Annotated in this window: 18 protein-coding genes; 2 read left to right on the forward strand and 16 right to left on the reverse strand. The window is 70.7% G+C overall.

Features of this window, described 5'->3' with window-relative positions; translation table 11 throughout:
- Positions 1 to 25 precede the first annotated feature (25 nt).
- Positions 26 to 1,810 (forward strand): biotin carboxylase N-terminal domain-containing protein, encoded by a 1,785-nt coding sequence (locus ITJ60_RS00525; protein ID WP_194646336.1) that lies wholly within the window; start codon positions 26 to 28, stop codon positions 1,808 to 1,810.
- A gap of 124 nt (positions 1,811 to 1,934) precedes the next feature.
- Here the strand turns inward: ITJ60_RS00525 and ITJ60_RS00530 are convergent, their stop codons facing one another.
- From ITJ60_RS00530 to ITJ60_RS00605, 16 genes are all read right to left on the reverse strand, one after another.
- Positions 1,935 to 2,888, reverse strand: a complete 954-nt coding sequence (locus tag ITJ60_RS00530; RefSeq protein ID WP_194646337.1) for a hypothetical protein — start codon at positions 2,886 to 2,888, stop codon at positions 1,935 to 1,937.
- Between the two features lie 164 nt (positions 2,889 to 3,052).
- Positions 3,053 to 4,729 (reverse strand): phospho-sugar mutase, encoded by a 1,677-nt coding sequence (locus tag ITJ60_RS00535; protein ID WP_194646338.1) that lies wholly within the window; start codon positions 4,727 to 4,729, stop codon positions 3,053 to 3,055.
- Positions 4,726 to 5,568 (reverse strand): purine-nucleoside phosphorylase, encoded by an 843-nt coding sequence (locus ITJ60_RS00540; RefSeq protein WP_194646339.1) that lies wholly within the window; start codon positions 5,566 to 5,568, stop codon positions 4,726 to 4,728. Before ITJ60_RS00540 ends, ITJ60_RS00535 begins: the two co-directional genes overlap by 4 nt.
- A gap of 54 nt (positions 5,569 to 5,622) precedes the next feature.
- Positions 5,623 to 5,901: a PTS sugar transporter subunit IIB gene (locus tag ITJ60_RS00545; protein WP_123292189.1), complete on the reverse strand. Its 279-nt coding sequence runs from the start codon at positions 5,899 to 5,901 to the stop codon at positions 5,623 to 5,625.
- Entirely contained in the window at positions 5,898 to 6,344 is a 447-nt protein-coding gene (locus tag ITJ60_RS00550; protein WP_194646340.1) for a PTS sugar transporter subunit IIA, read from the reverse strand. Before ITJ60_RS00550 ends, ITJ60_RS00545 begins: the two co-directional genes overlap by 4 nt.
- Positions 6,345 to 6,347: 3 nt before the next feature.
- The gene (locus tag ITJ60_RS00555) at positions 6,348 to 7,460 is read right to left on the reverse strand and encodes an adenosine deaminase (RefSeq protein WP_131922382.1); all 1,113 of its coding nucleotides are present in this window, start codon (positions 7,458 to 7,460) and stop codon (positions 6,348 to 6,350) included.
- A gap of 120 nt (positions 7,461 to 7,580) precedes the next feature.
- Positions 7,581 to 8,879 (reverse strand): thymidine phosphorylase, encoded by a 1,299-nt coding sequence (locus ITJ60_RS00560; protein WP_123938686.1) that lies wholly within the window; start codon positions 8,877 to 8,879, stop codon positions 7,581 to 7,583.
- Between the two features lie 5 nt (positions 8,880 to 8,884).
- Positions 8,885 to 9,283, reverse strand: coding sequence for a cytidine deaminase (locus tag ITJ60_RS00565; protein WP_123339066.1), 399 nt, complete (start codon positions 9,281 to 9,283; stop codon positions 8,885 to 8,887).
- Positions 9,284 to 9,449: 166 nt separating this feature from the next.
- A complete protein-coding gene (locus ITJ60_RS00570; protein WP_123672263.1) occupies positions 9,450 to 10,739 on the reverse strand; it encodes an ABC transporter permease in 1,290 nt (429 codons plus the stop codon).
- On the reverse strand, positions 10,736 to 12,073 hold the full coding sequence (locus ITJ60_RS00575) for an ABC transporter permease (protein ID WP_416371898.1): 1,338 nt from the start codon (positions 12,071 to 12,073) through the stop codon (positions 10,736 to 10,738). Before ITJ60_RS00575 ends, ITJ60_RS00570 begins: the two co-directional genes overlap by 4 nt.
- 114 nt (positions 12,074 to 12,187) lie before the next feature.
- Positions 12,188 to 13,708 (reverse strand): ABC transporter ATP-binding protein, encoded by a 1,521-nt coding sequence (locus ITJ60_RS00580; protein WP_194646341.1) that lies wholly within the window; start codon positions 13,706 to 13,708, stop codon positions 12,188 to 12,190.
- A gap of 167 nt (positions 13,709 to 13,875) precedes the next feature.
- A complete protein-coding gene (locus tag ITJ60_RS00585; protein ID WP_123292183.1) occupies positions 13,876 to 14,940 on the reverse strand; it encodes a BMP family lipoprotein in 1,065 nt (354 codons plus the stop codon).
- 234 nt (positions 14,941 to 15,174) lie between these two features.
- The gene (locus ITJ60_RS00590) at positions 15,175 to 15,534 is read right to left on the reverse strand and encodes a hypothetical protein (protein ID WP_194646342.1); all 360 of its coding nucleotides are present in this window, start codon (positions 15,532 to 15,534) and stop codon (positions 15,175 to 15,177) included.
- Between the two features lie 525 nt (positions 15,535 to 16,059).
- Entirely contained in the window at positions 16,060 to 16,548 is a 489-nt protein-coding gene (locus ITJ60_RS00595; protein ID WP_194646343.1) for a hypothetical protein, read from the reverse strand.
- A 25-nt stretch (positions 16,549 to 16,573) separates the two neighbouring features.
- Positions 16,574 to 18,508: an alpha/beta hydrolase gene (locus tag ITJ60_RS19200; protein ID WP_194646344.1), complete on the reverse strand. Its 1,935-nt coding sequence runs from the start codon at positions 18,506 to 18,508 to the stop codon at positions 16,574 to 16,576.
- Positions 18,509 to 18,590: 82 nt separating this feature from the next.
- The gene (locus tag ITJ60_RS00605) at positions 18,591 to 19,706 is read right to left on the reverse strand and encodes a mannose-1-phosphate guanylyltransferase (RefSeq protein WP_123672266.1); all 1,116 of its coding nucleotides are present in this window, start codon (positions 19,704 to 19,706) and stop codon (positions 18,591 to 18,593) included.
- Between the two features lie 187 nt (positions 19,707 to 19,893).
- Between ITJ60_RS00605 and ITJ60_RS00610 the strand changes: the two genes are divergently transcribed.
- Complete coding sequence (locus ITJ60_RS00610; RefSeq protein ID WP_228509666.1) at positions 19,894 to 21,129, forward strand: glycosyltransferase family 4 protein; 1,236 nt, start codon at positions 19,894 to 19,896, stop codon at positions 21,127 to 21,129.
- Positions 21,130 to 21,169: the final 40 nt, after the last annotated feature.

Here is a 21,169-nt window from a genome sequence, read left to right on the forward strand (position 1 = left end):
CGTTGCACGAATACGCTGATGTCTCATGCCCCGTATCAGCAAGGTCCTCATCGCGAACCGCGGCGAGATCGCCGTCCGCATCATCCGCGCGGCCCGCGACGCAGGCAAGGCATCGGTCGCCGTCTACGCCGACCAGGACCGTGACGCCCTGCACGCCCGCCTCGCCGACGAGGCCTACGCGCTGAACGGCACCACGAGCGCCGACACCTACCTCGTCATCGACAAGATCATCTCGGTCGCCCGACGGTCCGGCGCAGACGCCGTGCACCCGGGCTACGGGTTCCTTGCCGAGAACGCCGACTTCGCCCGTGCCGTCATCGACGCCGGACTGACCTGGATCGGCCCGTCGCCGGACTCGATCGAGCGGCTCGGCGACAAGGTCTCCGCGCGCCACGTGGCCGAGAAGGTCGGCGCGCCGCTCGCGCCCGGCACCATCGAGCCCGTCAAGGACGCCTCCGAGGTCATCGCGTTCGCCGACGAGGTCGGCCTGCCGGTCGCCATCAAGGCGGCCTTCGGCGGCGGTGGCCGTGGCCTGAAGGTCGCACGGACGCGCGATGAGGTCGCCTCGCAGTTCGAGTCGGCGACGCGTGAAGCCATCGCGGCGTTCGGTCGGGGCGAGTGCTTCGTCGAGAAGTACCTCGACAAGCCGCGCCACGTCGAGACCCAGTGTCTGGCGGACGAGCACGGCAACGTCGTCGTCGTGTCGACGCGTGACTGCTCGCTGCAGCGCCGGCACCAGAAGCTCGTCGAGGAAGCACCCGCGCCGTACCTGACGGACGCGCAGCAGGAGCGACTGTACGAGTCGTCGAAGGCGATTCTGCGCGAGGTCGGCTACGTCGGTGCCGGCACCTGCGAGTTCCTGATCGGCGCCGACGGCACGGTGTCGTTCCTCGAGGTCAACACCCGCCTGCAGGTCGAGCACTGCGTGTCCGAAGAGGTCACCGGCATCGACCTGGTGCGCGAGCAGTTCCGCATCGCCGAGGGCGGCGTGCTCGACTACTCCGACCCCGTGGCGCGTGGTCACTCGTTCGAGTTCCGCATCAACGGCGAGGACCCGGGCCGCAACTTCTTCCCCGCGCCCGGCCCCGTGCACGCCTTCAACGCGCCGTCCGGCCCCGGTGTCCGCGTCGACTCGGGCGTCGTGAGCGGCGACGTCGTGTCCGGTTCGTTCGACTCGATGCTCGCGAAGCTCATCGTCACCGGCGCCACCCGTGCCGAGGCGTTGGAGCGCTCGCGTCGTGCACTGGCCGAGTTCGAGGTCACCGGCCTGCCGACCGTGCTCCCCTTCCACCGTGCGGTCGTGTCGGACCCGGCGTTCGCGACGGACGACTCCTCGCCGTTCTCCGTGTACACGCAGTGGATCGAGACCGAATTCGTCAACGAGATCCCGGCGTGGAGCGGCTCCCCCGAGTCGCTTCCGGAGCCGGCTTCGCGCGACTCGGTGGTCGTCGAGGTGCAGGGCAAGCGCATCGAGGTCACCATGCCGTCGATCGTCGGTGGCGGTGCCGCCGCCGGTGTCGCCGGTCGTCGTCCGGCCGGTCCCTCCGCTCCCCCGAAGCGTCGCTCGTCGGCGGTCAAGGGCGGTATCGCGAAGTCCGGCGGCTCCGTTGCGTCGCCGATGCAGGCGACCGTCGTGAAGCTCGCGGTCGCCGAGGGTGACACCGTGGTGAAGGGCGACCTGCTCGTCGTGCTCGAGGCCATGAAGATGGAGCAGCCCGTGCAGGCCCACAAGGACGGCGTCGTCACCGGGCTGAACGCCCCGGTCGGCCAGACGGTCTCGTCCGGTCACGTGCTGCTCGAACTGGCGTAGGCCGCGCGGAGTCGCGGGCTGTCGCGGGCCCGTCGCGGGCCGTCGCGGGCCCGTCGCGGCTCGTCAGCTTGGGTTGCGCCCCGCTGCGGTCATCGCGCCCCGACTTTTCGGGGCGCGATGACCGTCAGAGGGCGCGGCTCGCAGCATGACGCCAGGCAGTACCCCAGTTCGGACCGAGCGGCACCCCGGCGTCGTGCAGGATCCGCGGGAGCTGCCCCGCGGGCATCGCGTCCGACCACATCACCCGTGCGAATCCGTTGACCCCCCGACGACGGCGGAGACGGTCCTCACGGCGCTTCTCGTCGACCAGGGCGTCTGCCGCTGTGCGTCCTCGCCGCGGGTCGTCGTACTTCACCCGGCCGTCGAACTCGACGATCACCCCGGATTCCGCGAACCACAGGTCCACCCGGTCGTGGAGCAGGCCGTCGTGCCGGAACTCCTGCTGCAGGACCGGGTCCGGTGCGCCGAGCACGTGCGCACCCCACCGCGTGATGCTCTCCCCCGGTGACTCGGCGAGCGGATCCGCGTACTCGACCAGTTCCCGCGCGCGTCGATGCCCGCGAGCACGGCGACTGCCGAGCGCTTCGAGGATCGTCGCCCGCTCGACGCCGCGCCGCAGGACCGCGTCGAGCACGACGATGGCACGCCACGGGTGTTCGCGAAGGGCGACGTCGACCGCGGTCTCGGTCAACGTCGTGACGGGTACACCGTCGACCTCGACGGAAGACGGTCGCCGGCCGGCGCTGCCGATGCGCTGGATGCTCCGCTTGACCTGGCCCCGGTCCCGGGACGGGTCGGTCACCGTGACACGCTCGCCGAACGCCCCGATCCACGGCAGTCCGAGCACGGCGACCGCTGACCGGTGCGACACCACGACGGAGCCCGTCCCGCCGGCGAGCACACTCCGCACGAGCATGCGATGTCGTTCGCGTTCCGTCATCGAGGCCCACTCGCCCGACCCGACGTACGTGCCACGGTGCACCCGGACGAGGGCGCCGGCATCTGCTGCGCGACGGATCGCCGACGCCCGACCGGGGTCCTGCGCGAGGCCGACGGTCGAGATGGGTTCGTGTTCCATGCTCCGATGATCGCGACGCACGGTCCGTCGCGAGCAGGGTCTGCGCGATCTGTGGACAAGCCACGGGGCAGCGCACCCCGTCGCGGGCATCGCGCCCCGAAGAGTCGGGGCGCGATGCCCGCAGCGGGGCGCAACACGAACGAGCCGGGCGCGCGGGCAGCGCCCTACGAGACCAAGGGGCGGACCGACGCCGCGAGGGCGTCGACGAGGCGCTGGGCCTCGGCGGGGGTCTCGGCGACGGTGTCGATGTAGACCTTGACCTTGGGCTCGGTGCCGCTCGGTCGGACGATCACGCGCGCGTCACCGGTCAGGTCGTAGCGCAGGATGTCGGACGGCGGGAAGCCCTCCACCCCGTCGACGTAGTCCGTCACGGTGCGGACGTCCAGGCCGCCGAGCGACGACGGCGGCGCGGACCGCAGCGACGCCATGATCTCGCCGATGCGGGACAGGTCGTCCACGCGGGTCGCGACCTGCCCGGACGCGAACGCCCCGAACTCGGCGGCGAAGGCGTCGAGCTGCCCGGCGATCGACGATCCGGCAGCGGCGAGGTCCGACGCCAACGACAGCAGCGACAGTGCCGCCGAGATGCCGTCCTTGTCGCGGACGACCGACGGGTCCACCAGGTAGCCGAGGGCCTCTTCGTACCCGAAGAGCAGCCCGGGGACCCGCGAGACCCACTTGAAGCCGGTCAGGGTGTCGCGGTACTCCAGACCGTGGCGGGCGGCGACGCGGGCCAGCGCCGGCGACGAGACGATCGACGCCGCGAGGGTGCCAGTGGCGCCGGTCTCCGACGCACGGACGGCAGCCTGCCACCCGAGCAGCCACCCGACCTCGTTGCCCGACAGGCGGCGGTAGGTCGGGTCCCCGGAGTCGGCGACCGCCGGGATCGCGAGCGCGAGCCGGTCGGCGTCGGGGTCGTTCGCGATGACGAGGTCTGCGCCGACGGCGAGCCCGCGAGCGATCGCCAGGTCCATCGCGCCGGGCTCTTCCGGGTTCGGGAACGACACGGTCGGGAACGCTCCGTCCGGCTCGATCTGCTCCGGCACGACCGCGGGCGACGCGAACCCGGCGGCGGCGAACACCGCGCGTGCGGTCTCCCACCCGACACCGTGCATCGCCGTGTACACGACCGTCGGCTGCTCCTGGGGCGCCAGGGTCGGGGTCGGCACGATGGCGGCGGTGGCGGCCACGTAGGCGTCGAGCAGCGCCGACGACGCGACGGTGTAGTCGGTGCCCCGGGGCAGGTCCGTGATCGACCCCGCCGCGACGGCGTCGATGGCGTCCGCGATGCGACCGTCGATCGGCGGCACGATCTGCGACCCGTCGTCGTCCTGTCCGAGGTAGACCTTGTACCCGTTGTCGCGGGGCGGGTTGTGGCTCGCGGTGACCATCACCCCGGCGCCGACGTCGAGGTGCCGTACGGCGAACGCGAGCACCGGCGTGGGCAGGGCGACCGGCAGCAGCGTGACCTCGAGCCCGAGGCCACGCATGACCTCGGCGGAGTCGCGCGCGAAGACGTCGGAGTTCACCCGGCCGTCGTACCCGATCACGACGCTGCGTGACCGGCCGGTGTCGATCAGGAAGCGTGCGAGACCGGCAGCGGCCTGCGACACGACGACCCGGTTCATGCGGAGCGGGCCGTAGCCGAGCTCGGCGCGGAGTCCGGCGGTGCCGAACTGCAGCCGGCCGCCGAACCGCGCGGCCAGGGCCTGCACGGCCGGACCGGAGCCGTCGGACGCGGCGTCGATCGCGGCGGTCAGCTCGTCGCGGGTCTGCGGATCCGGGTCCTGCGCGAGCCAGGACCGAGCGGTCCCGAGCACGTGGTCGAGGTCGATCTTCACGACGCGGGCTGCCCGAGTGCGGTCACCACGCGGGCGAGCAGGTCCGCGATCACGGGCTCGGCCTGCTTGCCGGCCTCGAGCACCTCGGTGTGCGACAGCGGTGTCTTCTGGATGCCGGCGGCGAGGTTCGTGATGAGGGAGAACCCGAGGACCTCCATGCCGGCCTGTCGGGCGGCGATGGCCTCGAGCGCGGTGGACATGCCGACGATGTGCCCGCCGATGGCCTTGGCCATCTGGACCTCGGCCGGGGTCTCGTAGTGCGGGCCGCGGAACTGCGTGTAGACGCCCTCGTCCAGGGACGGGTCGACCGAGCGCGCCACGTCACGCAGCCGGGACGAGTACAGGTCCGTGAGGTCGATGAACGTCGCCCCCTCGAGCGGGCTGTCGGCGGTCAGGTTGATGTGGTCGCTGATGAGCACGGGCGTGCCGGGCGTCCAGTGCTCCTTGATGCCACCCGCGCCGTTCGTCAGCACCATGACCGAGGCACCCGTGGCCGCGGCGGTGCGGACGCTGTGCACGACCCGGCGGACGCCGTGGCCCTCGTAGTAGTGCGTACGTGCGCCGATGACGAGCGCGTGGCGGCCGTCGGCGAGGCGGATCGACCGGATGGTGCCGGAGTGTCCGGGCACGGCCGAGGCGCTGAACCCGGGGACCTGGTCCGCCGGGATCTCGGACACGGTCTCACCGATGATGTCGGCGGCCTTGCCCCAGCCCGAGCCGAGGGTCAGGGCGATGTCGTGCCGCTCGATGCCGGACTTCGCGGCGATGACGGCGGCGGCGTCCCGCGCGACCTCGAACGGGTCGGCAGCGGGGTCGTTCAGCGGGTTCTCGGTGCTCATGCCCCAACTCTAAAGGGCGGACGCCCGCCCCAGCGGCCGCCCGCCGCACCCACCTCAGTGCTCGCCGAGCGCCCGGTCCACCGCCGCCGTGATCTCGCCCTGGTCGAAGTGGTTCCGGATCACGATGACCTCGGCGTAGGTGTCGCCGATCGCCTCGACGAACTCCTGGCTGGTGAGGATCACGTTGGCGTCGTCGGACACGTCGCGCACCGAGGCCACGTCGGCCGCGACGACCGACGCCTGCAGACCGAGGGCGGACAACGCCTTCTCGGCGTTCACCTTGAGGATCCCGCTCGAGCCGATGCCCGCGCCGCAGATGGTCACGATCTTCACGCGGACACCCCCATGATCGTGCGGACCTCGTCCGCCGTCGTCGCGTCGGCGATCCGCCCCGTGACGGACTGGTCGTTGAACAGGTTCGCGATCTCGCCGATGGACTCGAGGTGCGTCCCCACCCCGGCGACCGCAAGCCCCAGGACCACGCGGACCGGGTCGTTGTGCGGGTGACCGAACGCGACCGGTGCTTCGATGGTCACGACGGCGAGCCCGTCACGCAGGACCGCGCCACCCGGTCGGGCGTGCGCGAACGCCAGCCCCGGGGAGATCACGATGTACGGCCCGTGTTCCTCGACCATGCCGATCATGGCGTCCGTGTACTCGTCGGTCGTGGCTCCGGACGCGACGAGCGCGCCGCCGGCCAGGCGCATCGCGTCACGCCAGGTGGGCGCGGTGGCCCCGAGGAGCACGGCGGCGTCCGGCAGCGGCGGCAGTCCCATGCGTCAGGCCTCCGAGTACCCGGAGGTGATGGTCGCGATGATCTCCTCGCGGTCCTCGAGCGGCAGGAAGGAGCCGAGCGCCGCGTTGATCTGGAACGCCGCCAGGTCGTCGAGGTCGTAGCCGAACGTGCCGGCGAGCAGTGCGAGTTCCTTCGACAGCGACGTCCCGCTCATCAGGCGGTTGTCGGTGTTCACCGTGACCCGGAAGCCGAGCTGGTAGAGCACGTCGAAGGGGTGGTCGGCGAGGTCGTCGCCCCAGGCCGCGATCGCACCGGTCTGCAGGTTGGAGGACGGCGAGACCTCGAGCGGGATCTCGCGGTCGCGGACCCACGAGGCGACCTCGCCGAGGGAGGCCAGCGTCGAGCCGTCACCGGCGTCGGAGAGGGTGACGTCCTCGAAGATCCGGACGCCGTGCCCGAGGCGCAGCGCGCGGCCGTCGACCAGCGCGGACCGGATCGAGGCGAGTCCGTCGGCTTCGCCCGCGTGGACGGTGACGGGGAACAGCTCGGATGCGAGGTAGTCGAACGCGGCACGGTGGTTCGACGCCGGGAACCCGGCTTCGGCACCGGCGATGTCGAAGCCGACCACCCCGTTGTCGCGGTGCCGGACGGCGAGCTCGGCGATCTCGAGCGAGCGGTCGGCGTGGCGCATCGCGGTGACGAGCTGGCCGACCCGGATGCTGCCGCCCGCGGCGTCGACCGCTTCCTCGATGCCGGCCTGCACGGCCTCGACCGTCTCGTCGAGCGTCAGCCCGCCCTGCAGGTGCTGTTCCGGGGCCCACCGGACCTCGCCGTAGACGACGCCGTCGGCGACCAGGTCCTCGACGAACTCACGGGCGATGCGCGTCAGCTGCGGAGCCGTCTGCATGACCGAGGTGGTGACGTCGAACGTCTTCAGGTACTCGACGAGCGAGCCCGAGTTCGACTGGTCGGCGAACCACTGCCCGAGCTCGGACGGGTCGGTGGTCGGAAGCGTCACACCCGAAGCAGCAGCCAGCTCGACGATCGTCGCGGGGCGCAGGCCGCCGTCGAGGTGGTCGTGCAGCGAGACCTTCGGCAGGTCGTTGATGACCGCCCCGGCGTCGGGCAGGCGGTAGGTCGGGGCGTCGGCGCTCATGCGACCAGGCTATCGGTGGTCACCGACCACGCGCAGGCACCTGTGCACAACAGACCCCTGCACAGACTGGAGGCTCTCCACACGTGTGCAGAGAGCCTCCAGTCGGTCGGACAGTCGCGTTCAGCCCGCGATGCGCTCCCGCACGATCGGCCCGCGAGCCGCCACGGCAGCGTCGGACGAGCCGATCGACCACGCACCCTCGAGCGACTCGAGCGCGCGCGGGATCCGCGAGGCGTCGTCGGTGTGCAGCGTCCAGAGCGGCTGCCCCTCGGTCACGGTGTCACCGGGCTTGACGTGCAGCTCGATGCCCGCCCCGGCCTGCACCGGGTCCTGCGCGCGGGCACGACCGGCACCGAGGCGCCAGGCCGAGACGCCGAACGGCAGGGCGTCCTGCTGCGCCAGCACACCGGACGACGGCGCCGTGACGACGTGCTGCTCGCGGGCGACCGGCAGCGCGGCGGAGGGGTCCCCACCCTGCGCGGAGATCATCCGGCGCCAGGTGTCCATCGCGCGACCGTCGGCCAGCGCCGCGGCGGGATCGGCGTCCGGCATCCCGGCGAGCGTCAGCATCTCCGAGGCCAGTGCGACGGTCAGCTCCACGACGTCGGCCGGACCGCCGCCCTCCAGCACCTCGACCGACTCCCGCACCTCGAGCGCGTTGCCGATCGTCAGCCCGAGCGGGACCTCCATGTCGGTGAGCAGCGCCGAGGTCTTCACCCCGGCGTCGTTCCCGAGGTCGACCATCGTCTGCGCGAGCTCGCGCGACGCTTCGTAGGTCGGCATGAACGCACCGGAACCGAACTTCACGTCGAGCACGAGCGCACCGGTGCCCTCGGCGATCTTCTTCGACATGATGCTCGACGCGATGAGCGGGATGCACTCGACGGTGCCGGTGATGTCCCGCAGGGCGTACAGCTTCTTGTCGGCCGGTGCCAGGCCGGAGCCGGCGGCGCAGATGACCGCACCGACGTCGGACAGGATCTCCATCATCCGGTCGTTCGACAGCGCCGCCTGCCACCCGGGGATCGACTCGAGCTTGTCGAGCGTCCCGCCCGTGTGACCGAGGCCACGGCCGGACAGCTGCGGCACCGCGACGCCGAACGACGCCACCAGCGGTGCGAGCGGCAGCGTGATCTTGTCGCCGACCCCACCGGTGGAGTGCTTGTCGACGGTCGTCTTGCCGAGCGACCCGAACGACATCCGCTCCCCCGACGCGATCATCGCGAGCGTGAGGTCCTTGACCTCGCGCCGCTCCATCCCGTTCAGGAAGATCGCCATCGCCATCGCGGCCATCTGCGGGTCCTCGACGTAGCCGCGTGTGTACGCGTCGACGAGCCAGTCGACCTCGGCGGTGCTCAGAGCGCCACCGGATCGCTTCGTGCGGATGAGGTCGACGGTGTCGAACGGCTCGACGGCCATGGGGATCAGTGCTCCTGTTGGTAGGTGGCGAGGGTGCGTGGTCCGAACGCGTCGGGCAGGACCTCGTCGATGGTGCGGATGCCCGAGACCGTCTCGAGGAGCATGCCCTCGGTCGAGTGCTCGAACAGCAGCTGGCGGCAGCGGCCGCACGGCATGAGGGTCGCCCCGTCGCCGTCGACGCACGTGAACGCGACGAGCTTGCCGCCGCCGGTCATGTGCAGCTGCGACACGAGCGAGCACTCCGCGCAGAGCGTCACCCCGTAGCTCGCGTTCTCGACGTTGCAGCCGGAGACGATCCGGCCGTCGTCGGTGAGCGCCGCGGCGCCCACCGGGAACGACGAGTACGGCGCGTAGGCGCGCCGCATCGCGGCCGTGGCGGCGTCGCGGAGGGCGCCCCAGTCCACGTCGTCGACCGGGAGGCCCGTGGCTGCGTCCGCCCCGTCGGCGGCGGTGTCGCCGCCTCCCGCGCGCAGGGCCGTGGCCGGGTCCGTCCAGGCGATCGCGTCGGTGGACGCGGCCGTGCCGTCGTCCGCAGCGTGCGTGTCGGTCATGTGCCGTGCCTCCTGGCCGTCAGCTCTTGATGTAGGGCTTGCCGGACGCGGCGGGGCCACGCGACTGTCCGACCAGGCCGGCCACCGCGAAGATCGTCACCACGTACGGCAGCATCAGCAGGAACTCGCTCGGCACGGGCGAGTCGATCGCCCCGAGCGTGTTCTGCAGGTTCGACGCGAAGCCGAACAGCAGCGCCGCCAGCGTGGCCTTGATCGGGTCCCAGCGACCGAAGATGACGGCGGCCAGGGCGATGTAGCCGGCGCCCGCGGTCATGTCCTTCGTGAACGGTCCGACCGCGTCGAGCGTGAAGTACGCACCACCGAGGCCGGCGATCGCGCCGGCGAGCGACACGTTCCAGAACCGGGTGCTCGTGACGTTGATGCCCACCGTGTCGGCCGCCTGCGGGTGCTCGCCGACCGCGCGGAGGCGCAGGCCCCAGCGGGTCTTGAACAGGCCGAAGGTGACGACCGCGACGGCCACGTACGCCAGGTAGACGATGACGCTCTGCTCGAAGAACACCGGACCGATCACCGGGATCTGGTGGAGCAGCGGGATCTCGAACTTCGGGAACCGGACGCCGACGTTGAGCGTGGTCTCGTTCGGGGACAGCACCTGCGAGTACAGGAAGCCGGTCAGCCCCGAGATGAGGGCGTTGATGACGACACCGACGATGACCTGGTCGACGAGGTACTTGATGCTGAACGCGGCCAGGATGAACGAGACGAGCACACCGGCGACGAGCGCGCCGACGAGCCCGACCCACGCGGAGCCGGTGAGCGACGCGATGAGCGCCGAGGTGAACGCACCCGCGAGGAACTGGCCCTCGATGGCGATGTTCACCACGCCGACCCGCTCGGAGATGACGCCGCCGAGGGCACCGAACACGAGGGGGACGCTCAGCCCGAGTGCGCCGACCAGCAGGCCGGGCAGCGGGATCGTCGCGCCGGCCGCTGCCCACGTCAGGAAGCCGACGACGAAGACGATCGCGAAGACCGACGTGACCCAGAGCGGGACGTGCCGGTAGGCGCGGACCTCGACGACGGCGTAGACCGTGGCGATCGCCAGGAGCACGACCACGACGTAGCCGGTCGGTGCCGCCGACAGCGGGACGTTCGGCAGCGCGACGAAGTCGCCGGCGTTCGCGAGCCGGAAGGTGGTCGTGCCGGCACGGCTGAGCAGGACGAAGAACACGACCGCGAGCAGCGTGAACACGGCGTACCCGATCGGGAGCTTCCAGCTGCGGGTCGTCTCGACCGGACGGTCGGACAGGGGCGACGCGGGCGCCGCGGTGGGGCTGAGGGTGCTCACGCGGCGACCGCCTTCTTGCTGTTCGTGCTCGTCTTCGTGCGCTGGCGGGCTCCCGGCTGCGGGATCCGGAAGATCGCGCGGACGAGCGGCGGCGCCGCGATGAACAGGACGATGAGGGCCTGGATGACACCGACGATGTCGATCGGGATGCCGTTGGCGGCCTGCATGGCGTAGCCACCGTTCTTCAGCACGCCGAACAGGATCGCGGCCCAGAACACGCCCCACGGCTTCGAGCGGCCGAGCAGCGCGACGGTGATCGCGTCGAAGCCGATGCCGGCGTCGATGCCCGAGGTGAAGCCCGTCGTGACCGCACCCTGCACCTGGTAGGCACCGGCGATGCCGACGAGGGCACCGGAGATGACCATCACCCAGATCGTCAGTGCCGGCACGCTCATGCCGGCGACGCGGGCGGCGCGGGGGTTCTCACCGATGGTGCGGAACCGGAAGCCGAGCGACGACTTGTTGACGAGCCACCAGACGACGACGACCGCGATGATCGCGACGATGAACCCGAGGTCCACGCCGTACCGCTCGCCGAAGAGCTGCGGCAGGAGCGCGCTGTCCTTCGTGGCCGGGGAGATCGGGTTGCTGCTGCCCGGAGCCTGGAGCAGACCGGGGGTCCGGAGCAGGTAGCTGACCAGGTAGAGCGCGACGTAGTTGAGCATGATCGTGACGACCACCTCGTTCGCACCCGTGCGCGCCTTGAGGACACCGACGATCCCGCCCCAGACCGCACCGCCGACGATGCCGGCGACGATCGTGAGCGGGATGTGGATCGCGGCGGGTCCGTCGAACGAGAACCCGACCCAGCCGGCGGCCGCGGCCCCCATCAGGATCTGGCCCTGGCCGCCGATGTTGAACAGCCCGGCGCGGAAGGACAGCGCGATCCCGAGGCCGGCGACGACGAGCGGCACCGCGTAGTCGATCGACCGGGTGAGCGGAGCGATCGCCTGCTGGAAGCTCGCGGCGCCGAAGTTGACCACCGAGCCCTGGAACAGCGACGCGTAGGCGCCGCCGACCGCGGTGCCGATGGCCTGGAGCATGTCGGCGGGACGGGCGAAGAAGTAGCCGGCCGTGGCGCGGACGTTCTCGTCGGTCAGGGCGATGAGGATGCCGCAGGCGACGAGGGCGAGCACGACCGCGAGGACCGTGACGAGCACGGAGCCGTTCAGGATGCTCTGCATCGCGGCGTGCCAGCGGTCGGTGCCGGGGGCGCCGTTGCGGCGCTCGGTGTCGTCCGCCGAGTCCGTCATCAGGTGCGGGGTCTCCGGGGACTCCTGCAGACGGTCGTCGGTGAGCGGCTGCTGCGTGTTGTCTGGGTCCTGCGCGGTCACGCTGCCAGCTCCGTTCCGGTCGTGGATGTGGCTTGGATCTCGCCGGCCGAACCGGTCATGCGGCCAACTCCGTTCCGGTCGTGGATGTGGCTTGGATCTCGCCGGCCGAACCGGTCATGCGGCCAACTCCGTTCCTTCTGGGATCTCGCCGGCCATCATGAGGCCGAGGACGTCTCGCGGGGTGGTCGCCGGCACGATCCCGACGATGCCGCCGCGGTACATGACGGCGATGCGGTCGGCCAGTGCGACGACCTCGTCGAGCTCGGTGGAGACGACGATGACGGGCACACCGGTGTCGCGGGTGGCGACGATGCGCTTGTGCACGAACTCGATCGACCCGACGTCGATGCCGCGCGTGGGCTGCGCGGCGACGAACAGCCGGAGGTCGCGGCTGAGCTCGCGGGCGAGGACGATCTTCTGCTGGTTGCCGCCGGACAGCCGACCGGCAGCGGTCGCGCGGCCCGGCGTGCGGATGTCGAACTCGGCGATCTTCTCGTCGGCGAAGGCGTCGCGCTCGGCGGCACGGATGGTGCCGGCGCGGACGAACTGGTCGTGGTCGGACCGGTCGAGCATGAGGTTCTCCGCGATGGTGAACTCGCCGACCAGGCCGTCCTCCTTGCGGTCCTCGGGGACGAACCCGACGCCGGCGTCGAGCACCTGCTTGACGCTGCGGCCGGTGAGCTCCTTGCCGTCCAGCGTGATGCGGCCGGCGTGGACCGGCTCGAGACCGAGGATCGCCTCGGTCAGCTCGGTCTGCCCGTTGCCCTGCACCCCGGCGATCGCCAGGACCTCGCCGCGACGGACCGAGAACGACACGTCGTCGACGAGCACGATGCCGGACGGGTCGGTGACGGTGAGACCCTCGACGACCAGGGCGTCCTCGCCACCGGTCGACGGCGTCTTGTCGACGACGAGGGAGACGGCGCGGCCGACCATCATCGCGGCCAGTTCGTTGTTGGTCGCCGCGGGCGAGGCCTCGCCGACGACCTTGCCGAGCCGGATCACCGTGATGCGGTCGGCGACCTCGCGGACCTCGCGGAGCTTGTGGGTGATGAAGACGATCGCGGTGCCGGCTTCGCGGAGCTGCCGCATGATGCCCATCAGCTCGTCGGTCTCCTGCGGGGTGAGGACGGCCGTCGGCTCGTCGAACACCAGCACGGAGGCGTCGCGGGAGAGCGCCTTGATGATCTCGACGCGCTGCTGGACGCCGACGGGCAAGTCCTCGATCTTGGCATCGGGGTCGACGTCGAACCCGAAGCGGTCGGAGATCTCCTTGACCCGCTTGCGGGCGCCGGCGAGGTCGAGCCGGCCGCCGAAGGTGGTCTGCTCCTGACCGAGCATGACGTTCTCGGCGACCGTGAAGACGGGGACGAGCATGAAGTGCTGGTGCACCATGCCGATGCCGGCGCGCATGGCGTCACCGGGGCCGTCGAAGTCCTGGACAACGTCGTCGAGCAGGATCTGGCCCTCGTCGGCGTCGTACAGGCCGTAGAGCACGTTCATCAGGGTGGACTTGCCGGCGCCGTTCTCACCCAGGAGGCAGTGGACCTCACCCGGCTCGACGGTGAGCGAGATGTGGTCGTTGGCGACCAGGGCGCCGAACCGCTTGGTGATGCCGCGGAGTTCGAGCTTCATGTTCGGGAGTCTATTTCTGTCTCGCGCGCGCCACGCGGGCGCACGGTCTCGAGTGCGCCACGCGGGCGCACGGTCTCGAGTGCGCCACGCGGGCGCACGGTCTCACGTGCACCGCTCGGGCGCACGAGAACGCGGGCGAGGGAAGCCCCTCGCCCGCGTTCGTCGGGTCAGGACTGGGTCTTGACCTTGATCGAGCCGTCGATGATGCCGGCCTTGATGTCGTCCAGTTCGCCCTGCAGGCCCTTGTCGACCTTGGACTCGTAGTCGTGGAACGGCGCGATGCCGACGCCCTCGTTCTCGAGGGTGCCCACGTAGGGGGTCTTCGAGAACTTCTTGTCGGCCGCCTGCTCGACGACGTCCTTCACGGCCGGGCGCATGCCCTTCTCGACCGAGGTGAAGGCGATGTCCTTGTAGCGCGGGTCGGCCTCGTAGAGGTCGCTGTCCGCACCGATGAGGACGGAGCCGTTGTCGGCGTCCTTGATGGCCTCTGCCGCCGACTGGTAGATCGGGCCACCGACGGGCAGGATCACGTCGGCGTCCTGGTCGAGGAGCGTCTGCGCGACCGACTTGGCCTGCGTGCCGGCCTCGAAACCACCGGTGAAGGAACCCTTGCCGGTGTCGACGTTCCAGCCCTTGACCTGGACGTCCTTGTCCTTCTGCTCGTTGTAGTACTTCACGCCGTCCGCGAAGCCGTCCATGAAGATGGTGACGGTCGGGATCTGCATGCCGCCGAAGGTGCCGACGACGCCGGTCTTCGAGTAGGACGCCGCTGCGTAGCCGGCGAGGAAGGCGGCCTGCGAGGTGTCGAACGTGATCGGCTTGACGTTCTTCGCGTCGATCGAGCTGTCGTCGATGATCGCGAAGTCGGTGTCGGGGTTCGCCGCGGCCTGCTTCTTCGTGGCGTCGGCGAGGTTGAAGCCGACGGTCACGACGAGGTTGCAGTTCTGGCCGATGAGCTGCTGGATGTTCGAGTCGTAGACGGTGGCGTCCTTCGACTCGGCTTCCTTGTAGGTGGCACCGAGGTCCTTGGCGGCGTCCTTCATGCCCTCGTAGCCGAGCTGGTTGAACGACTTGTCGTCGAAGCCACCGGCGTCGGAGACCATGCAGGGGCGGAAGTCGGTCTTCTTGGCGGTCGTCGTGTCGGACGGCGCCGAAGCGCAGCCTGCGAGGACGGCGGCGGTGCCGAGGAGCGCGAAGCCGCTGAGGACGACGCGTCGGGTACGAGATGTCACGGGTGGGTTCCTCCGGGGAGCGTGCCCGGACCACGTGCGTTCCGGGCGATCGTGGCGACAGTACACGACCGCCCGGCCGGTACAGGACCCGTTCTGAGCCCCGGACGGATCAGTTACGGGATCGCGACCGCGCCGAAACGCGCCCGTAACGCGGGGTCACGCTCGGACCCCCAGTTCGAGGGGTTTGTCGGTGGAGCGCTACAGGACGTCGCCGGACCGGCGGATCTCTGGAGATCAGAGTTCGTCGGAGTCACCAGGGAAACACAGCGAGATGGCTTCGACGGTGTAGTCGCCGGGGAACGCGTAGAGGTTGATCGAGTCGATCGAGCCACCTCCGCGGCCGACGATCGCAGGTCCATCGGGGTCAGCCCAGCGCTCGACCTTCATTCCCTGGGACTTCCAGCGGGCGAGCGTCGCCTTCGCGTCAGATTCCGGGTCCTGCGAGTCGCCGCTTGAAGTCCGGCCGGTGAGGTACACCCAGTGGGCGCCCTGCGTCCCGTCAGGCAGCTCACAGTGCTCAGGAGCGTCAGGGCCGGTGCGAGGCTTCCACACGCCGCCCAGATGCTTCGTGACGTCGTCGATGGCATCGATCATCTGCTGCTTCGCGGTGTCAGCGTCGATTGGAGGCTCCGTCGGAGGTGGCGCACTCACGTCCGGCTCGCGCAGAACGCACCCGGCGAGCGTTATCGCCACGGCGCCCAGGACGAACGCGACGGCGGAGGACTTGCACCGGCGGCCCTGACCGAGCATCACAGACGGTCCGCGTCGCCCGGGAAACACAGCGAGACGGCTTGGACCGTGGAGTTCCCCGAGTAGGCGTAGACGCTGATGGACAAAACATTGCCTCCTCCACTCCTGAGTACCGCGCGTCCCTCACTCGAGTCGCGCTGGACGATGCCCGTGCCCGGCGCCTCCCCGTGCTGCACCATTCGAGCAGCGTCGGTCTCGGGACTCCCTGTCCGCGCGCTGCCCATCAGGTATCGCAGGTGGGCGCCCGGCTCACCGCCCGGAAGTGTGCAGCCTTCCGGCGCGTCCGGTCCCGTACGGGCTTCCCAGTCATCCCCGAGACGGTCGCGCGGGCGGATGTGCCCGTCGCAGGACCCGGGGGACGGCCCTGCGTCACAGCTCGTCGGCGTCGCCCGGGAAGCAGAGCGAGAGGGCTTGCACGGTGTAGTTGCCCGGGTACGCGTACAGACTGATCGATTCCACCGAGCCTCCGCCACGACCGACGATCGCCGGGCGGTCTCCCTTGCCCCAGCGTTCGATCGTCATCCCTTGTGCTTCCCAGCGATCAGCCGTCTCCGCGGCGTCACTTTGCGGGTTGCCGCCGTCCGCCCGGCCAGTGAGGTACACCCAGTGCGCACCGTCCTCACCGTCCGGCAGCTGACATCTCTCGGCGTAATCCGGCCCGGTCCGGGGCTTCCACTCACCGCCCAGGCGCCCGGTGACTTCGTCGACGGCGTCGATCATCTGCTGCTTCGCGGTCTCAGGGTTCACGGACGGCTTCCTCTCCTCGGGGTGCCGGGCGCACCCAGCGAGCACGGTCACCAGCGCCACGAGCGCCATCGCGCTCGCAGCCACGCGTCCGACGGGCGTTACGACGGTCATCGTTCTCCTCATTGCTTGCGCACGGTCACCGTGATCCTGGCGGGGTGAGCTCGTCGTCCAAACCGATCGTCGCTCGCCCGACGTTGTAGATCGTCTCCGTGTCACGGTCGAGGTACCCCTTGAGGTCACTGTTCAACGGGTCGTGGTGCAAGACCGGATTCAGCTTCCTGCCGTCAGCCGCCGTCGTGCCGTTGGCACCGAACACGGTTGCCCCGAAGTCCCCGGACGTTGGGTCGACATGATGCGCAACGCTGTGGTCCCGTCCGAAGGCAGCCCACTCGTCACCCTGACCGGCCTGCCCCACTGGTGCGTCCTTCGCCTGTGCCGCGTACACGTGTCCGGCGTGCAGCTCGTCTGCTGAATCGACAGTGTCAGGCAGCCCCGCTGAACCGAGCGCCACGAACCGATCGACGTGAACGCCTCGTTGCGACAACGCGACGGCCGTCGTGGTCGTGCCGTACGAGTGCGCGACGACATTCGTCTCCGGCATCCGCTCTGTACGCACGGCCCCCAATCCACGGATTGACTCGGCAAGCTGCCCTCCGCCCCGCTTCGCCTTCCCCATGAAGAGAACTTCTGCGGGCGTCGGCGTGTCGTACCCGATCCAGGAGACGACTGCGTGGGTCCCGGAGAACCCGCCATCGACAGCAGCTCGCCCCTGCTCGTCGTAGATGTTCTGCGCCGCCATCGTCCACGAACTCATGTCCGCGGTCGTCGTGTCCATCCCCGGAACGGCCCACGTCACGGAGTCAGCCGTGTCGAGGTCACCGATCGAAACGGCCGCCAGCGGGGGCTGGTCGTCGGTGAGCGAGATGAGGTACCGCTCCCCCTCCGCCCCCTTCTTCGCCATCGTCGCGTTGATGTTGCGCAGGGACTTCAGCTCGGTCTTCAGCGCCGCGATCCGCTGTGCCGCCGCGCGTGCGGCACCCTCGTCGCCCGTGGACGCCACGGACGCCAGAAGACTCTCGATCTCGAGCTCGACGTCGCCCAACCGCTGGTTCAAGACCACGACGTTTGCCGTGCTCCGAGCCCAGTACGGAATCCCCTCCAGGTTGCCGAGCTCGGACAGCACCGACGTCGGCAGCGCACGAAGCGCATCGGCGTCGGCCGTGGTCAGACCGAGCGCCGCCCACTTCGCTGCGACCTGCGTCGGCGTCAGGCCGGGCGCGAGCAGACCCTGCACCGCGGGCGCTGCCCGGCCCATGGCGGCGATGTCGAGCACGGCGTCGGCGAGCGCGCCGCCGCCTGCGCCCTCGAACGCCTGGGCGGTCTTGGCGATCCAGGACCGATCCTCGTCGTTCTCCGCGACGTACCGGTCGAACCCAGCCGGCATGCTGCCGCGGTCGACCTGCACCCATGCGCACGAGGACCGGAACGACGACCAAGCCGATCGCACTCGCGCCGCCTCCGCCGAAGCCGAGGCGTCCAGCCCTGCCACCGTCGAGACGAACGCGCGCAGTGCCGTCGGGTCGGCGGAGCTCTTCCCTCGGCTCGCGCCGGCTCCGTACCGAGCACGTTCACGGCCGCGGAACTCGGCGTCGACGGTTGGTCGAGTGAGCGGCTCGTTCGAGGGTTCCCGGTCGGTCAACGTCCCCCAGAGATCGACCGCCGCGCCGGAGAACGGTCCGGCGAGCGCATCAACGGCCGACTGCTGACGCTCGGATTCTCGGACCTTCCAGGCGGCGTGCGCGCGGACGCGCTCACGCTCCTGCTCGGCGCGTTGGGCGGCTCGGTCGACCCCGGACGCGAGATCGGTCAGCACCCCGACGAGCTTGCCGCGGTCCTCGGCCTCGATGACGACGGCGTCACGGAACCGGTCGGCGTACGAGCCTGCGAAGTCCGCCAGTGCCGACTCCGCCGCCCCCGAACGGCTCCCGCCCTGCCCGCGCAGGGTCGCTGCTGCTGCCCGTACCGCCGTTGCCAGTGCTGACGCGTCCCCCGCGTCGAACTCGATGTCCACCGTCGCCCCGTGTCTCCCCCGTGTCGCTCCCCAGCGACCCTACACCTGACACATCACCGGACGGGAGCCCGGTACGACGTCGTCACAGGACGTCGCCACGGCCGCTGATCTTGAGAGCATCCACGACACCCTTGACCCGCTGTGCGTTCGCGCTGGTGGTCACGAGGAGCGCGTCGGGGGTGTCCACGACGACGATGTCCTCGACGCCGATGAGCGAGATGAGCCGCTGGCTGTGCGAGATCACGATGCCGCTCGACGAGTCGGCCAGGATCCGGGCGCCGTCACCGAGCACGGCGAGGTTGTTCGGTCGGCCACCGGACTGCAGCTTGGCGAGCGAGGCGAAGTCGCCGACGTCGTCCCAGTCGAAGTCGCCGGGGACGACCGCCATGCGGCCCGCCGCGGCGGCCGGCTCGGCGACGGTGTAGTCGATCGCGATCTTCTCGAGCGTGGGCCACACCGCGTCGACGACCGCGCCGCGGGCCGAGGTGTCCCAGGCGTCCGCGAGCTCGTTGATGCCGGCCAGCAGCGTCGGGTTGTTCCGGCCGATCTCCTCGAGCAGCACATCGGCGCGGGCGATGAACATGCCCGCGTTCCACAGGTACGTGCCCTGTTCGACGTACGAGCGTGCGGTGTCCAGGTCGGGCTTCTCGACGAACGACCGGACGGCGTGCGCGGTCGGTGCGCCCTCGATGTCCAGGGTGTCGCCGTGCGCGTGGATGTACCCGAAGCCGATCGCGGGCTCGGTCGGCGTGATGCCGATGGTGGTGATGTACCCGGCACGGGCGACGGCGACGGCCTCGCGCACGGAACGGCGGAAGCCGCGGGCGTCCCCGATGACGTGGTCGGCGGCGAAGGAGCCGATGACGACGTCGGGTTCACGGCGCACGAGGATCGCCGCGGCGAGGCCGATGGCCGCCGTGGAGTCCTTCGGCTCGCTCTCGAGCACCACGTTGTGGTCCTCGACCCCCGGCAGTTGCGACTCGACGGCGACGCGGTGCGCCCGTCCGGTCACGACCATGATCCGCTGCTCGCCCGCGAGCGGGGCGAGCCGGTCCCAGGTCTGCCGGAGCAGCGAGGTGCCGGACCCGGTCAGGTCGTGCAGGAACTTGGGTGCGTCCGCGCGCGACAGCGGCCACAGGCGCGATCCGATGCCCCCTGCGGGGATGATCGCGTAGAAGTCTTCGAGAGCGTCAGCCACGCGCTCACCGTACCGGTCCTGCCGCGCGGATCCTGGGTGGTCTCCGCACGATTCCCGCATGCGGGCTCCCGCAGGGCATCGTCAGCGTGCGCGCGGCGAAGGCGTCGCGTTGTTCACCCGTCGCCTCCGCCCCGTTCACGTCGTCGGCCCCGCGGGGTCACGTGACGCCCGGAGCATGGGCAGCACCATGAGCGCACGCAGCGTGGAGCGCGGCACGTCCCCCCGGACCGTCGCCGTCGTGACCGAGAGCTTCCTGCCCACCCTCAACGGCGTGACCACCAGCGTCCTGGCGGTCCTCGACCACCTGGAACGCCGAGGCCAACGCGCGGTCGTGATCGCACCGGACACCCCGGGGCTCGCGCAGTTCCGGTCCCGCAGCAGTGTCGAGCGCTACCGCTCCTTCGACGTGCACCGGATCCCCGCCGTCGCGTACCGGCAGTTCCCCGTCGCACTCCCCCACCCCGTCCTCGACACGATCCTCGCCGCCTCCGGCGCCGACGTGCTCCACGCCGCGAGTCCGTTCCTGTTGGGTGGGCGCGCGATCACGGCAGCCGGGAGGCTCGGCATCCCCTCCGTCGCCGTCTTCCAGACCGACGTGGCCGGTTTCGCCCGCCGCAACGGCTTGACGGCGACCGTCCCGTTGGTCCGCAGGATCCTCGGCCGCATCCACGCCGGCGCCTCGCTGACGCTCGCACCGTCGAGCGCGACCGCCGCGATGCTCGCCGAGGACGGGGTCCCCCGCGTCGCCCGCTGGGGGCGCGGTGTCGACACCGAGCTCTTCCACCCGGCCCGACGGGAGTCCGCCCACGTCCGGGCGCTCCGACGCCGGATCGCCCCGCACGGCGAGACGATCGTCGGCTACGTGGGGCGGCTGGCGCCGGAGAAGGAGGTCGAACGGCTCGCCGAGCTCGGCGGGATCCCCGGCATCCGCGTCGTCGTGGCCGGCGGCGGGCCGTCCCGGGCGCTGCTCGAGCGACGCCTGCGGCACCTCGACGTCACCTTCACCGGACCGTTGCGCGGCGACGCCCTCGCCGACGCGTACGCCTCGCTCGACCTCTTCGTGCACACCGGTCCGGCCGAGACCTTCGGGCAGACCCTCCAGGAAGCGCACGCCTCGGGACTGCCGGTGATCGCGCCGGCGTCGGGTGGTCCGCTCGACCTGGTCGCCCCCGGACTCGACGGCGAGCTCTACGACACCGACGCACCGCAGGCCCTCCGTCAGGCGGTCCTGCGGCTCCACCAGGACCGCGCACTCGCGGAACGGATGGGATCGGCGGGCCGTCTCCGGGTCGAGGGCACCACGTGGGAGGCCGTCGGCGACCAGCTCCTGGGGCACCACGACACGGCCAGGAACATCGGCGCGCCGCCCGTCGGTCGGGGCCTGCGGGCCGGTCGGGACGAGAAGGTCAGCACCCGCGCATAGGATGGGTCGTGTTCCACACGAACACGAACGGCAAGGGCTC

The sequence above is a fragment of the Curtobacterium sp. VKM Ac-2884 genome, from assembly GCF_015350945.1.
Lineage (GTDB): Bacteria > Actinomycetota > Actinomycetes > Actinomycetales > Microbacteriaceae > Curtobacterium.